Genomic DNA, 15,754 nt, shown 5'->3' with positions numbered 1-15,754 from the left:
CTAATCGCCCCAATAAGGAAACATTATCCACCCCATATCACCAAGGCAATACTAATGAGTGACCCCGCGAACGGGTATTTAGCAACCACCCAAAACCAACCTTGCGAACGCTTCAGTTCAGCTCAATGCGGTCATCGGGCAGGCCGCCGCGCAGCTTATTGTCGATGACGAGGTTTTCGTTCGCCCGCTGGAGCACAGAGAAGAAGCGGCTGAAGCGCTCGGCCGTGCTGAAGGTTTCCAGCAGGCGCTGCTTTTCCAAACCATCCGGGCACAGCGTAAAGGCCGCCAGATCCAGAAACGTCTCCTCGTCCTTGAGGGAGCCGAGAAACTCCATAATTTCCTCGGGCACCTCGCCCCCGAGCTTGCCGTGGGCCAGGAGCAGATCCGTCAGCCGGAGGCGGTCCGCAGCGAGGGCTTCGCGCTGCGCGCCGGGCTCGGTCGCGACCGACTCGATCTCAACCAGCCGGTACGGCTCCTCCGAGAGTATCCGCCGGATACGCACCCGGGCCAGTCCCTGGATAATGAGGTTCGAGGTTGCGTCTTCGTTCAGGTGGCTGGCCCGGATAACTCCGACCGAGGCGATCCCGAAGGGCGGCTCAAACTCCCCTGTGACGCGGGCCTTTTCCATGTCCTGCCCGGCCACGACAAACAGCCGGTCGCTCTCCAGCACATCCTGGAGCATGCGCCGGTAGCGCTCCTCAAAGATGTACAGCGGTAGCATGGCGTGCGGGAACAGTACCACCTCCGGCAGCGTCATAACCGGGATTTCGCGCGGGATTTCGACCTGTAACGCCATTATAAGTAACAGTAAGCAGTTTTCGCGCACACGCGAACGGATTTTTCCGTTTTAAAGGAAAAATCCGTCGATTCGTAAATGCATGGAAGGCAGCGGACGACACACATGGCCCGAACGGCTGGCACCGGAGCGCCCCCCTCCGAGCCCCAACCGCACGAGGGGCCTCCCCTTTTACAGACACTACGCATCCATGAATTTACACATCTACGAATTCCATAAATCCTGCCCCTACTTCCTCCAGACGGACAGCTCCATCATCGCCGGATCAGGCGGCTGGTTTTCCGCGTAGTACACGGCCAGGCGGAAACAGGCGCGCAATTCGAGGTCGGCCTTGGGCTGGAGCTTTTTGTACTCGTCAAAAAGCGAGTCGGGTGAGCGCCCCTCCAACTGGTAAATCTGCTTGAGCCCGAGCGAAAGCAACGCGCGCGCGGCATCGACTTTCATCTTCGGGACACGCATGAAGGACGAACTGAGCGCTTCGTAGTCGGTTTCCTTTTTCTTTCTGGGCGGCATGAAGGCATCAAGTTCGGCCAGCGGGATCAAAGAGTCAAGCGTCCCGGCACCGCCCCGCCCCTTCATATAAAAAGCCCGCCAAACCGGATGCCGGAAAAAAGAGCGCGACAGACCCCAACGGCGTGTCACACACGACGCGCCAAGTGTGACAAGAGTGGGACATTCTGCGCCACCCGCTCCAATCCTAAAACGAACAAAAAACGCATTAAATCAACCTTAAAGCATTTATAAACAATAACTAAAAATAAAAAAGCCCAACCCGGCACGTTCCTTGCAATAGACTTGGCATGAGCAAAGTTTTAGGAATCGACTTGGGCACGACCAATTCGTGCATGGCGGTGATGGAAGCCGGCGAGCCGGTTGTCATCCCGAACTCGGAAGGCGCGCGTACCACGCCGTCCGTGGTGGCTTTCGCCAAGAACGGCGAACGCCTTGTCGGGCAGGCGGCCAAGCGCCAGGCCATCACCAACCCCGCCAACACCATCTTTTCGGCCAAGCGCCTCATCGGACGCAAGTTTAACGAAGTCCAGGAAGAGGCGAAGGGCCTTCCCTACAATGTCGTCGAAGGCAAAAACGGCGACGCCTGGATCGAGTACGTCATCAACGGCGAGACCAAGCGCAGCGCCCCCGAGGAAATCTCCTCCATGGTGCTGCAAAAGCTGAAGTCCGACGCCGAGAAATACCTTGGCGAAAAGATCACCAAGGCCGTCATCACCGTTCCGGCCTACTTCAACGACGCCCAGCGTCAGGCCACCAAGGACGCCGGTGCCATCGCCGGTCTTGAGGTCCTGCGCATCATCAACGAACCGACCGCCGCTTCCCTCGCCTATGGCCTGGACAAGAAGAGCGACGAGTTCATCGCCGTCTATGACCTTGGCGGCGGCACCTACGATATTTCCATCCTCGAAATCGGGGACGGCCTCTTTGAGGTCAAGGCCACCAACGGGGACACGCACCTCGGCGGTGACAACTGGGACACGGCCATCATCAACTGGCTGGCCAGCGATTTCCAGAAGGAGCACGGTATCGACCTGCTCGCCGACCCGATGGCCAAGCAGCGCCTGAAGGAAGAAGCCGAAAAGGCAAAGATAGCCCTCTCCTCTTCGCAGAGCTACGACATCAACCTGCCCTTCATCACCGCGGACGCCTCCGGCCCGAAGCACCTCAACGTGCAGCTCTCGCGCTCCAAGCTTGAGCAGCTCACCGGCGACCTCAACGCCCGCACCAAGGAGCCTTTCCTCAAGTGCCTCAAGGACGCCGGGCTCAGCGCCGGTCAGATCAACGAGCTGGTCCTCGTCGGCGGCATGACCCGCATGCCCGCCATCGTCGAGGTGGCCCGCGAGCTTGCCGGTAAGGACCCGCACCAGGGCGTGAACCCGGACGAAGTCGTCGCCATCGGCGCGGCCATCCAGGGTGCCGTTCTGGCCAACGACCCGTCCGTGCGCGACGTGCTCCTGCTCGACGTGACCCCGCTCACGCTGGCCATCGAAACCGCTGGCGGCGTCGCCACGCCGATGATCGAGCGCAACAGCCGCATCCCGACCAAGAAGTCGCAGGTCTTTTCCACCTACGGGGACAACCAGAGCGCCGTTGACATCGTCATCACCCAGGGCGAACGCCCGATGGCGCAGGACAACAAGCGCCTGGGGAACTTCCGCCTGGACGGCATCCCGCCCGCACCGCGCGGCGTCCCGCAGATCGAGGTGACCTTTGACATCGACGCCAACGGCATCCTCCACGTCACGGCCAAGGACAAGGGCACGGGCAAGGAGCAGCAGATCGCCATCACCGGCTCCTCCGGCCTGGACAAGGACGAGGTCGAAAAGCTCCGCAAGGAAGCCGAGGCCCACGCCGCCGAAGACGCCAAAAAGCGCGACTCCGCCGAAGCCCGCAACCAGCTCGACGGCCTGGTCTTCCAGACCGAAAAGCAGCTGACCGAACTCGGCGACAAGCTCCCGGCCGACAAGAAGGCCCCCATCGAAGCCGCCGTGGCCGAAGGCAAGAAGGTGCTCGAAAACCAGTCCGCCTCTTCCGACGAACTGAAGGCCGCCGCGACCAAGATCACCGAGGAGTTCTCCAAGGTGGCCCAGGACATCTACGGCCAGGCCGGCGCCCAGGGCATGGACCCGAACGCCGCCGCCGGAGCCGCTGGTGCGGGCACCCCGCCCCCGGCTCAGGAGTCTTCCAAGTCCGACGATCCCAACGTGGTCGATGCCGACTTTGAAGTCGTCGACGACGACAAGAAGTAAAGTTTCGCAAGCCAGTCACTGGCCGGTTCATTCACGCATCGGCCAGTGACTTTTGTTTTGAGAGAAAGATTTAACTCACACGGAGGCACAGAGGCACGGAGGAAAAAAGTAAAGGTTGGGGCGATCAGGATGGCCAAGGCTTCCACATTTCCCGCTCCGACGGTTAGAGAGTTTCACGAACTTCCCACCTGCCAATTTTAAACAACAAAAAACCTCCGTGCCTCTGTGCCTCCGTGTGAGCCCTCTTCAACTCTCAACCCCGGAACTTTCCAACGCTCAAACTTTCTTAAAAACCTAACCAAGTTCTAACAACAAACCATGAGTAAAGCACCTAAGATCCAACCCCTCGGAGACCGCGTTCTTGTCAAGACGGTCGAAGATCAGGAACAAATCAAGGGCGGTATCTATATTCCGGATTCCGCCAAGGAAAAGCCGCAGGAGGCCGAAGTGGTCGCCCTGGGCACCGGCGCCAAGAACGACAAGGGCGAGCCCCAGCCGTTCAACGTCAAGGTCGGTGACAAGGTCATCGTCTCCAAGTACGGCGGCACCGAGGTCAAGTTCGGCGACCAGTCCTACACGCTGCTGCGCGAGGACGACATCCTCGCCATCGTCGGCTAGCACGTGACACGTGCAGGCATTGATCATGGCTGCGCCATGATGCTGTATTCAAAAACGGATACAGCGTGCCGACCGGACCAATAAATAACAATTAGCAATTAACCATTAAGTAATTATACACCATGCCTAAGCAAATGGTATTCGATGAAGCCGCCCGCAAGAAGATCCTTGCCGGTGTTGAAGCTCTCGCCAAGGCCGTTGCCGTGACCCTCGGACCGAAGGGCCGCAACGTTCTTATCGACAAGAAATTCGGCTCGCCGACCGTCACCAAGGACGGCGTCAGCGTGGCCAAGGAAGTGGAACTGAAGGACCCCTACGAAAACATGGGTGCCCAGATGGTGCGTGAAGTCGCCTCCAAGACTTCCGACAGCGCCGGTGACGGTACCACCACCGCCACCGTCCTGGCCGAAGCCATCTTCCGCGAAGGTCTCAAGAACGTCGCCGCCGGCTCGAACCCGATCTTCCTCAAGCGCGGGATCGACAAGGCCGTTGAAGCCGCCGTTGAAAAGCTCGCCAAGGACTCCAAGAAGGTTTCCAGCCGCGAAGAGATCAAGCAGGTTGCCACCGTCTCGGCCAACTGGGACAGCGAAATCGGCGAAATCATCGCCGACGCCATGGACAAGGTCGGCAAGGACGGCACGATCACGGTCGAAGAAGCCAAGGGTATCGAAACCACCCTCGACGTGGTCGAAGGGATGCAGTTCGACAAGGGCTACCTCTCGCCGTACTTCGTGACCAATGCCGAAACGATGGACTGCGTCCTCGAAGACGCCTACATCCTGATCCACGAGAAGAAGATCAGCAGTCTCAATGACTTGCTCCCGATCCTCCAGAACGTGGCCAAGTCCGGCAAGCCCTTCCTCATCATCTCCGAAGACGTCGAAGGTGAAGCCCTCGCCGCCCTCGTGGTGAACAAGCTGCGTGGCACCCTGAATGTCGCCGCCGTCAAGGCTCCCGGCTTCGGTGACCGCCGCAAGGCCATGCTCGAAGACATCGCCATCCTCACCGGTGGCCGCCTGATCACCGAAGACCTCGGCATCAAGCTGGAGAACGTGCAGCTCGCCGACCTCGGCCAGGCCAAGCGCGTCGTCATCGACAAGGAAAACACCACCATCGTCGAAGGTGCCGGCAAGAGCTCCGACATCCAGGGCCGCGTGAAGCTGATCCGTCGCCAGATCGAGGAAACTTCCTCGGACTACGACCGCGAAAAGCTCCAGGAACGCCTGGCCAAGCTGGCCGGTGGCGTCGCCGTCATCAATGTCGGCGCTCCGACCGAGCCCGACATGAAGGAGAAGAAGGCCCGCGTCGAAGACGCCCTGCACGCCACCCGCGCCGCCGTCGAAGAAGGTATCTCCATCGGTGGTTCCGTCGGCCTGCTGCGCACGGCCGAAGCCATCGAGAAGGTCGCCGACTCCCTCGAAGGTGACGAACAGGTGGGCGCCCGCATCATCCGCCGCGCCATCGAGCTGCCGCTCAAGAAGCTCTGCTCGAACGCCGGTGTTGAAGGCAGCCTCGTCGTCCAGGAAGTGCTCAAGTCCAAGGGCTCGAAGGGTTACAACGTCGCCACTGGCGTTTACGAAGACCTGGCCAAGGCCGGTGTCGTCGATCCGACCAAGGTGACCCGTTCCTCCCTCCAGAATGCCGCTTCGGTCTCCGGCCTGCTCCTGACCACCGAGTGCATGATCACCGACCTGCCCGAAGAAAAGTCCGGCGGTGCCCCCGATATGGGCGGCATGGGCGGAATGGGCGGCATGGGCGGCATGATGTAAGCCCCCGGGCTTACGTTTCCGCTGCGGCATGATGTATGTGGACAGCGTCCACGGGCGATAGGGGCTCCACCCTGCACCGCTTACCATCAGCCTTCCAGCTAAACCAACGCATTTACAAGGGCGTCGCTTTCGAGCGACGCCCTTTTTGTTTTTCTCCGGTGGAATCTTCGGCCTTGTGCGGAAGAATTTTTGCCGCCCCGGGGCATGGGCGGGAGGGCGTTTTGGGGATTTTCTTCAGTCGCTGGAGATAAGGAGTTATCCTTGACGCTTTTGCACCAACGACACAGCTTATGCACCCATGGTTGAAAAGACGTGTGGGGCCACCGTAGCGGTGGATGCAATGGGCGGCGATCTCGGTCCTTCCGAGGTGGTCGCCGCCATCCGGTTGGGGCTGGGCAGCCCTGACTGGACCAAGCTGCACAAGATCATCCTGACCGGTCGCCAGGAGGAACTCCTTCCGCTGCTGCGCGAGGCCGGACTCGAAAACCACCCCAAGGTCGTGCTGGAGCACGCCCCGGATGTCATCTCGATGGACGAGAAGCCCAAGGCCGCCTTCCGGCGCAAGGAAGCTTCGCTGCTGCGCGTGATTGATCTGGTGCGCACCGGCCAGGCCGACGGAGCCGTCAGTTGCGGCAACACCGGGGCCCTGATGTTCTCCTCCACCCTGATCCTGAAAAAGATGAGCGGCGTGGAGCGCCCCGCCCTGCCCGCCGTCATCCCCAGCCGCAACCACCACTTCATCCTGCTCGACGCGGGGGCCCAGCCCGAGACCACGAGCCGCCAGCTCGTCCACAACGCGATCCTTGGCGAAGCCTACGCGCGCGCGATCTTCCCCATTGCCAAGCCCCGGGTCGGCCTGCTGACCATCGGCACCGAGGAGGGCAAGGGCACGGCACGCATCGCCGAGGCGCACGATTTGCTCAAGCAACTCAAGGGCGAGATCAACTACATCGGGCTGATCGAGGGCTTCGACACCTTCCGCAGCGTGGCCGACGTCGTTGTTTGCGACGGCTTTACCGGCAACATCCTCCTGAAAACGCTCGAAGCCTGCCTCGTCACCCTCAAGGACGTGCTCAAGGAGGAGATCACCGCGAACCCGATCCGCAAGATCGGCGCACTGCTTAACAAGGGCGCGTTCGCCAGTATCAAGCGCACCTTCAGCCCCGAGCACTACGCCGGAGCGCCCCTGCTCGGGCTCAACGGCCTCGTGGTCAAGGCCCACGGCTCCAGCAACCGGGAATTTATCAAGAGCGCCGTGCGCATCGCCTGCGACGCGCTGGAGCACGACATGAACGCCCACATCGGCGACACCATCGAAAAAGCCAACGCCCTGGCCAAATCCGCCCCCGTAACGCCCGCAGGCGTAGAATTTTCTGGTTAAGGGAGTTTTTTTCCGCCAAGGTCTTGCGGCATCCATGATGTGATCAATCCCGCACCGGCCCCTCGCGGTGCGTTCGACTCCTGACTCAATGCCCGCAGACACACCTTCCGTTATATTTCAGGGAATCGGTGCCTATGTGCCCGCTCGTATCGTCACCAACGAGGAATTGTCCCAAACCGTCGATACCTCCGATGAGTGGATTCGCACCCGCTCCGGCATCCGCGAGCGCCGCATCGCCGGGCCAGGCCAGGCCACCTCCGACCTCGCGGTCGAGGCTGCCAGGGCCGCCCTGGACGACGCGGGCCTCACGGCGCAAGACATTGACCTGATTATCGTTGCCACCATGTCCCCGGACATGTCCTTTCCCTCGACCGCCTGCCTCGTCCAGAGCAAGCTCGGGGCAAACTGCGTGGCCGCCTTCGACATCTCGGCGGCGTGCAGCGGCTTTCTCTACGCGCTGGAGACGGGTACGCGCATGATGCAGGCCGGCTCTTACCGGCACGCGCTCGTCATCGGGGCCGAGAAGATGTCCAGCCTGATGGACTGGGACGACCGGGCGACCTGCGTGCTCTTTGGTGATGCGGCCGGGGCCGTTGTTTTAGGCAAAAGCGACCAGCCCGGCGTGGGCGTGATCGACAGCATCCTGCGCGCCAACGGCGAACGCCCCTCCCTGCTCTACATGCCCTCCGGGGGGTCTCTCAGCCCGGCCAGCGCCGAGACCGTGGCCAACCACGAGCATTTCCTGAAGATGAACGGCAAGGAGATCTTCAAGGTCGCCGTGCGCGACATGGGCAAGGTCGCCCTCGACCTGCTGGAAAAGACCGGCGTCAGCCCCTCCGAGGTCGCCTGCTTCATCCCCCATCAGGCCAATATCCGCATCATCGAGGCGATGGTGGCCCGCATGGGTGTGCCGATGGACAAGTTCCTCGTCAACATCGACCAGTTCGGCAACACCTCCGCCGCCTCCATCCCGCTCGCCCTGGAGCAGGCCCGCCGCACCGGCAAGGTCAAGCCCGGCGACTACGTCCTCATGGCCGCCTTTGGCGCGGGGCTCACCTGGGCCGCCTCTCTCGTCAAGCTGACCTAGGGATTGGTCATTTTCCATTTCTCATTGGTCATCTATCATTTTGGGGATTCGTTGTTGGGGGCGGGTTTCGGGATTTTCCGTTCCGCGCCCGTTGCGGAGGAAATGATGGTTGACCAATCGCGCTCAGGCATTGACCATCAGCCGATAATGATGCGTCTGCCGACCGCCCTGCTGCTTTGCTTTTTCCTGGCTTGCACCGCCTGGGGCACGGACGTGGCACCCGCTGCCGACGAGCAGCCCGCGACGGTCGAATTTCGCCTGCTCGGCCAGGGCCAACCCGCCCGCCTCGCGCTTGGCAAAACCAGCCAGTACCGCAGTGGCAAACGCATCCCCGTGCCCGGCACCGAGGAGAATGTTTTCGCCGGGACCATTGTCACCCTCAAGCCGACCCTGAACGAATCCGGCGACATCGCCTATGAGGGTTCGCTCGAAGTGATCGATTTCCAGGGTTTCGACTCCGCCGCCAACGGCGCGCTGGCCCCCCGCACCCGCTCCGAAACCGTCGCGCTCAAGGGCGTTCTTTCCAACCATCAGGCCGTGGCCGTGGCCCTGCCCGAACTGGGCCGTACTGTCTATTTCGCCCTCGACGACCCGGCCCGGCCAAAAAAAGATTGCGCTGCCTGCGGACCTCGCGACAAAGGAGAGCTTGCCAAGCCCAACGGCACCTAACACAGTTACTTTCTAAATATGGGGATACGCTTCCTGACACTCTTTCTGTTTCTGACTACCCTGACCGCCCTGCGCGCCTCTCTGGTATGGACGCCTGACGAGGGCTGGCACGTCGTCGGACGCAACACGGACCACCTCGTCGGCCCCTCCGGCGAGGACTACACCAGCGCTCTCGACCTCATGAACGAGGCCCGCCTCGAGCAGGAGGAAGGTAACCAGTGGTCCGCCCTCGACCTTTACAAGGAAGTCGTCTCCGACTACCCGAACTCGGTTTTCGCCCCGGAGGCCATCTACCAGCGCGGCGTCATTTACGCCGACCGTCACCAGTTCGAAACCGCGACCAAGGAATTCCAGAAGATCATCAAGAAGTATCCTAATTACGAGGGCTTCAACCTCGTCGTCCAGCAGCTTTACAACATCGGCGAAAAGGTCCAGGACGGCGCCCTGCCCTACTACTGGGGGCTTTTCCCCGGCTTCTACAATGCCGACATGTCCACCAAAGCCTACGAGGAAGTTGTCCAGAGCGCCCCGTACAGCGACTACGCCCCCATGGCCCTCATGAACCTCGCTATGGTCGCCAACGACAACGACAAGCCCGAGGAGGCCATCGACGCGCTCGACCGCCTGATCAACAACTACCCGGACAGCTTCATCACCTCCGACGCTTACCTCAGCCTCGCCCAGACCTACGGCGCCCTCGTCCAGGGCCCCCAGTACGACCAGGGAGCCACCCGCCAGTCGATTTCCTACTACAAGGACTTCCTCATCCTCTTTCCAGACTCAACCAGCGTCTCCGAGGCTGAAGCCGGCCTCTACTACATGGAGGAAACCCTCGCCGCCAACCGCTACGACATGGGCACCTTTTACTGGGAATACCGCAACAACCCCCGCGCCGCCCTGATCTTCCTCAACGAGGCCATCACCGTCGCCCCCGATTCTCCCAGCGCCCGCAAGGCCCGCGAGCTGATCATCGAGATCAAGTCCGGCGAAAAGCCTCCCATGACCCCCTACGACTGGGTCTTTGGCCGCTACAAGGAGCCGAGCGACCGCCAGTACGACGAGCAGAGCGAGATCGACATGCTTGAGGACGAAGGCTTCCAGATCGAACAGACCGAAGACTTCCTGACCACCCCCGGAGCCGAAGCCGCCGAGATCTACGACCCGGCCACTGGCACCACCGAGGACTACATGGGTGTCGGCGCTCCTCTCATGGATCCCTATCTCGACGATCCGATCATGGAGCCGTACGAGGGCATGTGGCCCGCCGATCCGCTCATCGGCCCCGAGTTCGGGGTGGACAACCTCTTCCCCGTCCAGCTCCCCGGCCCGAACACCCCCCAGCAGGAAGCCGTGGACAAGGAGCAGACCGAAGCCGCCGAAAACCAGAACCTGCCCGCCGGAGCCCAGTAAGTCATGTTCCGCCCTGCCCGACTCCGTCTTTCCTGGTTCGCGCTGGTCGCGCTCGCCCTCGTCTTCGGGGCCTGCTCGCACTACCGGCTCGGCCCTCCCGGGGAGCTGCCCTTCCGCACGCTCTACGTCGCCCCGGTCAAGAACGGCTCCTTCGCCCCCCAGGCCGGAGCCACCCTGACCGACCAGACGATCACCGACCTGCAAGGCCACAGTAACCTCAAGATCGTCGAAAACGCCTCGGCCGACGCCACCCTGGAAATTCTCATCGCCAACTACGAGCGCACCGTCGGTGCCACGCAAAAGCAGGACACCGGCCTGGCCCAGTCCTACATGCTGCGCATGCAGTGCATCGTCACGCTCAAGAACAACCGCACCGGCGAGATCCTGATGAACAGCCGTGAGATCTGGGCCGAGCAGCAGGCTTTCGTCCAGGGCGGCTTCCAGATCGCCGAGTACCAGGCCCTGCCGGTGCTGACCCGCACCATGGCTCAGAAGATCTCCAACGCCGTAGTCAGCACCTGGTAAAGGAATCCCAGCCCATGTCCCACCGTCCCATCGTCGCCCCCTCCATCCTCGCCGGTAATCATGCCCGTCTGGCCGACAGCCTCGCCCAGGCCGAGCAGACCGACGGCGTCTTCTGGGTCCACATCGACATCATGGACGGGCACTTCGTCCCGAACCTCAGCTTCGGCCCCCAGACCGTGGCCGACCTGCGCGGGGGCAGCGAACTGTTTTTCGATGTCCACCTCATGCTGGACAACCCCCACCTTTACATTGACGCCTTCATCAAGGCCGGAGCCCAGAACGTGACCATCCACGCCGAGCCCGACTACCCGAAGGCCGAAACCCTGCGCCAGATCCGTGCGCAAGGGGCGACCTGCGGCATCTGCATCAACCCCGGAACCCCGGTGGAAATGCTGGAGCCCTACCTGGAAGCCGTGGACCTTGTTTTGTTGATGACCGTCCAGCCCGGCTTTGGCGGGCAGTCCTTCCGCGAGGATGTCCTGCCCAAGATCGAAAAGGTCGCCCACTGGCGCGAACAGCACGGCTACCAGTGGCGCATCGAGGTGGACGGCGGCGTTAACCTCGAAACCGGCTTGCGCTGCCGCGACGCCGGAGCCGACACCTTTGTCGCCGGGACCGCGTTCTTCAAGCACGCCGACCGCGCGGAATTCGTCCGCACCCTCGAAGGTGCCCCGGGTGAAACCCGATAGCGTTGAGCGGTCCGGTTTCCGACCGGACCAGCAATCGCCCCTGCGCCGCAAAAAACGGTTACCTTCAAAGCGGGCGGAACAGGCCACAGGACAGACCAGCTTCTTACCTGCATTAAAGCCGGTTATTTAGGCCCGAAAAAAGATAAAAAAGCTGCGAACAAATGCAATTTAGCCAATGTCAAGGTTGACATGCTTTTTTACTTTTAACTGAATGGTTCGTCTGTGGGTCTTTTGAGGAAATATATTCCTGTTCTATTACTGTGCGCTTTTTTGGGCGCACCGGCTGGTGCTGCGGAGCTGAACAAGCCCAACGAAACCATCACAGAATTTGTCATCGGCTTCGACAGCGATCCCGAGCGCGCCGAGGAGGAAGCCATCGCCGAAGCCGCCACCCGCGCCATCGACGGCGATTACGAAACCAAGGGCCTGTTGATCGAGGTGGGCGGAGGCATCTGCTACACCCGCATGCTCATCGAGCACAAGATCTACATGCGCCCGACGCAGACCCGGGACCAGCAGGTCGTCGCCGGTTATGGCAACAGTTGTGAACGCGCCTATGAAGACGCCCGCGACAAGGCCACGGCCCTGCTTTCCGATTCGTGCCGGAGCACAGCGCGCATCAACGATAAAAAAGACGAGCGCGCCCAAAGCCGCTGCCGGGCCAACTCGGCCGGATACTGGATCAAGTCCGCCACCTTTGCCAAGTACAACGGTAAGTGGACCTGTATCATGAAGTTCGAGTACCTGAAGGACAAGGAAGCCGAGTAATTACCGGTACCGCCTTTTACCTTCCCTTACCTTCCCCCACTCGAGATTGCCCCGCCCTGAGGTAACCATCACACCCCCTTCAGGACAGCGGAAAGGCCTATGCCTTACTCAAATACAGGGAACAAGGTTACCGGCATAAATCACGCGAAGTGACGAAAGAAATATCTCGTGTCCTCTGCGCATGGCTTCGGTGAGCAGCTTCTTCTATTTCAACATTCGCCTGGCCGGAGAAGACCGGAATGAACGCAAAGAAAAAGCCGGAAGCGAACGTTCCCGTCCTTTCCGGCCTTCCGTAAAATCTCTTATCCGAGCACCTAGTCGGAGCTGTCGCTGCCTTCGGCTTTTTGCAGGCGGACGAGCTTGAGCTGGTCGAGCTTGTAGTTGCCCAGGCCCACGGCCTGCGCGTACTCGAAGAGCTGCGGATCGCGATCCGGCACGGGGAATCTCTCCCGGGCGCGGCCATTGTAAATGCGGCGCCACATCAGGTAGTCGATAGCGACCGGGTTGGCGCTCAGCCAGAGCTTGGGCTCCTGCCCGGTGTAGAGGGAGTTGAAGCGCGGCCCGCCCATGAACTGGTAACGCTCCAGCGTTTGCAGGGTAAAGACCCAGGTTTCACGCAGTTCGGGGATGGCGGCGATTTCCGCCACGGCGACGGGGGCGTTGGCCGGGCTGGCCAGAAAGCGCGTGTTATTGCTGATGTTCCAGAGTGTGGCGTTGGCCAGTGCGCCGCTGATGCCGAGCGCTTTGTTGTCGGAAGCCATCGGCAGGTTGATCCAGAAGTCCACCTGCGAAATCAGCGGGTACGCCAGGTAGCTTTTGCGCTCCTCAGGGTCGTCCTCATAGCTGAAGCGTGAGTTCGAGGCCGCCATCGCCACGCGTTCGCGGGAGGGCAGGTTCGAGTCGTAGGACCACTCCTTGTCGTAGTAGTCGCCGCTATCCAGCGCATAAACCGGGATGCCTTCGAACTCGTTCGGGGAGGTGTCGCGCCGGGGCAGGTAGCCGCTTTCGCGCAGGCGTTCGGCGTTGGAGTCGATGAGGAAAAGTTTTTTCCGGTCAAAGCCGCGCTCTTCCAGGCAGGCCACCACGGCGCGGACAAGGTTCGGCGGCGTGCGCATGCCGGGGCCAGAGGCGGTGTATATCTTGATCCCGACCACGCCGTGTTCGCCCGGCTTGAGGGACTTGTCGCTGGTGTGCTCGTAGGCGCGGAAGAGGGTTTCGACTCCGGCCTTGTAGCCGTAGTAGTTGAACCTCACCATCGGGTATTCCCACACGTAGGACTGAAGGTCCGCATCGGGCGTATAGTCCGCCGCGAAAGCGGGCCGGAGCGACACCATTGCCAGAAAAAGGAGGATCAATCTGAAAAAGACGGGCATTCTCAACACTTGACAGAGTTTACACTGGGCAAGACATTGTTCGTATCAGTACGGGCATGTCTATCACAGTCGGCAAGATTGCGGCCATTTGTTTATCAGTGGCAACCTTTTTCGTGGCCGGTTGCTCTCGCAGTGACCCCGAGGCCGAACGCGCGCGCATCGACGCGGAAGTCGCCGCCCAGCTTGACACAGCCAAGGCCCAGCTTTACAGCGGCAACGTTGAGCAGGCCGTCCGCGCCCTGGAGTTGCTCGACGCCGACCACCCGAACCGCCCCGCCGTCATTGAGCAGCTTGCCTTCGCCTACCTCGAAGTCCCCGATCCGGCGATGGCCGCCTTTTACTTCGACCAGGCCTACGGGCTGGACAACACCCGCACCGACCTGGCGCTTTTCGCCGCACAGGCCCACTCGCGGATGAAGGACTGGAACGCCGCCGCCACCGCCTACCAGAACTACCTCGCCGGCGAACCGCTCGACACTCAGGCCTGGAAGGAACTGGCCAAGGCCCAGCGCGCCGCCGGTAAACTCCAGCCCTCGCTCGACGCATGGCTGCGCGCTTTCAAGACCTCGAACAACAAGCCCACCTGCGCCGAGGCCGTCCAACTGGGCCAACTCTACTACGAACTCGGCAATCAGGCTCAAGCCGGAGACTGGTGGAACTACGCCCTGAAAATGCCTGAGCAGGGCGACGGCTACGCCCAGGCCCGCATGGGCCTGCTCCGTCTGGCCCTCACCCGCGAGCACTGGGACCAGGCCGAACAGCTTGTGGCCCGCCTCGACGAGCAATCCCCTGCCCTTCTCGACAACAGCGACCTCTCCGGCGTGCGCCAGCAGTTAAAAGACCTCAAGGCCGGCACCTCGATCAAAGTTCCCGGCTCTCAGGCCGGGGCCGCTTCGGCCGGAACTGCGGCCACTGCGACCGGCGGCACTTCGGGCAGCAGTACCTCCACCGACACCACTAACGTGGCCGACATCCCCGACGCACCGGGCGGCGGCGCAAAGGTTATTGATTCCGAATATCTTGCCCCCGCCGGGCAAAATCTGGTCACGGAACCCGACGGCACCACCACCGTCGTCGCCAGCGGGACGCCTGCTGATTCCACCGCAACCGGCAGTGGCGAACAGGTGCTGACCGCGACCTGGGGCGATGCCGGAGACGGCACCCCGACGGACACGGTCTCCGTCGTCGTGACCGAGGACAACACCCTTTCCGCCGTGGCCCCGACCCCGCTGGCCGACACCGAAAGCTCGCTCCCCGACCCCGAACCGGAGATGCCCGAGGCTAAAAACGAGTACGAGCGCGGCCTTTTCGCCTATCAGGAGGGCAATTACGCGGCTGCCATCCGGCATTACCAGCTCTCCCTCGCCAACGAAAACAGCGAGAACCCCCAGACCTACTACGACCTTTCGCGGGCCTACTACGCCATCGGCCAGTGGCAGCAGGCCGAGCTTTACGCCTCCGAGGCCATGCGCCGCCAGCCGCGCAACCTCCAATACCGGGCCCAGTACCTGCGCACCGTCCAGAAAAGCCAGTCCCGCCAGCGCCTGATGATCGAGCTGGCCAAGGCCTACGAGCAATTCCCCGACAGCCCGGACATCGCCCTGGCCCTGGCCCGCGGCTACGACAAGATCGAGCAGAACCCCCGCAACGCCCGCATCATGTACGAGACCTTCCTCCAGCTCGCCCCCGCCGACCACGCCAAGCGCGCCGAAATCGAGCAGTTACTGATAACGTACCCGTAAGGATAAAAAGGATTTAACAGGAAGGACGGGAAGGACGGAAGCACAGGCTCTCGCAAAAGCGTCTCATTTGAAATGAGGGCGAAGATGCTCTATCAAAAACCCTTTGTGTCTTTGTGGTTAAAAAACAGATAAAACGCAGAGGCGATCACGCGGTTTCTTCATTCG

The 15,754-nt window shown here is 61.5% G+C and carries 14 protein-coding genes; 11 read left to right on the top strand and 3 right to left on the bottom strand.

The genetic code is table 11. The features are described 5' to 3' along the window. Positions 1 to 112: 112 nt before the first annotated feature. Together H5P28_RS02425 and H5P28_RS02420 are read right to left on the bottom strand one after the other, a co-directional pair. Positions 113 to 796 (bottom strand): LON peptidase substrate-binding domain-containing protein, encoded by a 684-nt coding sequence (locus tag H5P28_RS02425; RefSeq protein WP_185674105.1) that lies wholly within the window; start codon positions 794 to 796, stop codon positions 113 to 115. 228 nt (positions 797 to 1,024) lie between these two features. Beyond that, a complete protein-coding gene (locus tag H5P28_RS02420; protein WP_185674104.1) occupies positions 1,025 to 1,375 on the bottom strand; it encodes a helix-hairpin-helix domain-containing protein in 351 nt (116 codons plus the stop codon). 221 nt (positions 1,376 to 1,596) lie between these two features. Between H5P28_RS02420 and dnaK the strand changes: the two genes are divergently transcribed. The 10 genes from dnaK (at position 1,597) to H5P28_RS02370 (ending at position 12,474) form a co-directional block, all read left to right on the top strand. After that, positions 1,597 to 3,558, top strand: coding sequence for a molecular chaperone DnaK (gene dnaK, locus H5P28_RS02415; RefSeq protein WP_185674103.1), 1,962 nt, complete (start codon positions 1,597 to 1,599; stop codon positions 3,556 to 3,558). A 318-nt stretch (positions 3,559 to 3,876) separates the two neighbouring features. Beyond that, entirely contained in the window at positions 3,877 to 4,176 is a 300-nt protein-coding gene (locus H5P28_RS02410) for a co-chaperone GroES (RefSeq protein WP_185674102.1), read from the top strand. 122 nt (positions 4,177 to 4,298) lie between these two features. Beyond that, positions 4,299 to 5,945 carry a chaperonin GroEL gene (groL, locus tag H5P28_RS02405; protein ID WP_185674101.1) on the top strand — a complete coding sequence of 549 codons (1,647 nt, stop codon included), beginning with the start codon at positions 4,299 to 4,301 and terminating at the stop codon, positions 5,943 to 5,945. A 298-nt stretch (positions 5,946 to 6,243) separates the two neighbouring features. Next, positions 6,244 to 7,326, top strand: coding sequence for a phosphate acyltransferase PlsX (gene plsX, locus H5P28_RS02400; protein WP_185674100.1), 1,083 nt, complete (start codon positions 6,244 to 6,246; stop codon positions 7,324 to 7,326). An 88-nt stretch (positions 7,327 to 7,414) separates the two neighbouring features. After that, positions 7,415 to 8,413, top strand: coding sequence for a beta-ketoacyl-ACP synthase III (locus tag H5P28_RS02395; protein ID WP_185674099.1), 999 nt, complete (start codon positions 7,415 to 7,417; stop codon positions 8,411 to 8,413). A 147-nt stretch (positions 8,414 to 8,560) separates the two neighbouring features. Then, complete coding sequence (locus tag H5P28_RS02390) at positions 8,561 to 9,082, top strand: hypothetical protein (RefSeq protein WP_185674098.1); 522 nt, start codon at positions 8,561 to 8,563, stop codon at positions 9,080 to 9,082. Positions 9,083 to 9,100: 18 nt separating this feature from the next. Next, the gene (locus H5P28_RS02385) at positions 9,101 to 10,492 is read left to right on the top strand and encodes a tetratricopeptide repeat protein (protein ID WP_185674097.1); all 1,392 of its coding nucleotides are present in this window, start codon (positions 9,101 to 9,103) and stop codon (positions 10,490 to 10,492) included. 3 nt (positions 10,493 to 10,495) lie between these two features. Next, positions 10,496 to 11,017 (top strand): LPS assembly lipoprotein LptE, encoded by a 522-nt coding sequence (gene lptE / locus H5P28_RS02380; RefSeq protein ID WP_185674096.1) that lies wholly within the window; start codon positions 10,496 to 10,498, stop codon positions 11,015 to 11,017. A 14-nt stretch (positions 11,018 to 11,031) separates the two neighbouring features. After that, complete coding sequence (rpe, locus tag H5P28_RS02375; protein WP_185674095.1) at positions 11,032 to 11,706, top strand: ribulose-phosphate 3-epimerase; 675 nt, start codon at positions 11,032 to 11,034, stop codon at positions 11,704 to 11,706. A 270-nt stretch (positions 11,707 to 11,976) separates the two neighbouring features. Beyond that, positions 11,977 to 12,474: a hypothetical protein gene (locus H5P28_RS02370; RefSeq protein ID WP_185674094.1), complete on the top strand. Its 498-nt coding sequence runs from the start codon at positions 11,977 to 11,979 to the stop codon at positions 12,472 to 12,474. A 314-nt stretch (positions 12,475 to 12,788) separates the two neighbouring features. Here the strand turns inward: H5P28_RS02370 and H5P28_RS02365 are convergent, their stop codons facing one another. Next, the gene (locus H5P28_RS02365; protein ID WP_185674093.1) at positions 12,789 to 13,847 is read right to left on the bottom strand and encodes a DUF362 domain-containing protein; all 1,059 of its coding nucleotides are present in this window, start codon (positions 13,845 to 13,847) and stop codon (positions 12,789 to 12,791) included. Between the two features lie 56 nt (positions 13,848 to 13,903). On the opposite strand from H5P28_RS02365, the gene H5P28_RS02360 reads away from it, so the two are divergent. Beyond that, positions 13,904 to 15,589, top strand: a complete 1,686-nt coding sequence (locus H5P28_RS02360) for a tetratricopeptide repeat protein (protein ID WP_185674092.1) — start codon at positions 13,904 to 13,906, stop codon at positions 15,587 to 15,589. Positions 15,590 to 15,754 lie beyond the last annotated feature (165 nt).

The sequence above is a fragment of the Ruficoccus amylovorans genome (assembly GCF_014230085.1).
Taxonomy (GTDB): Bacteria; Verrucomicrobiota; Verrucomicrobiia; order Opitutales; family Cerasicoccaceae; genus Ruficoccus; species Ruficoccus amylovorans.
Note: the sequence above shows the minus strand (reverse complement) of the source record. Positions and strands in the feature narration are given on the sequence as shown.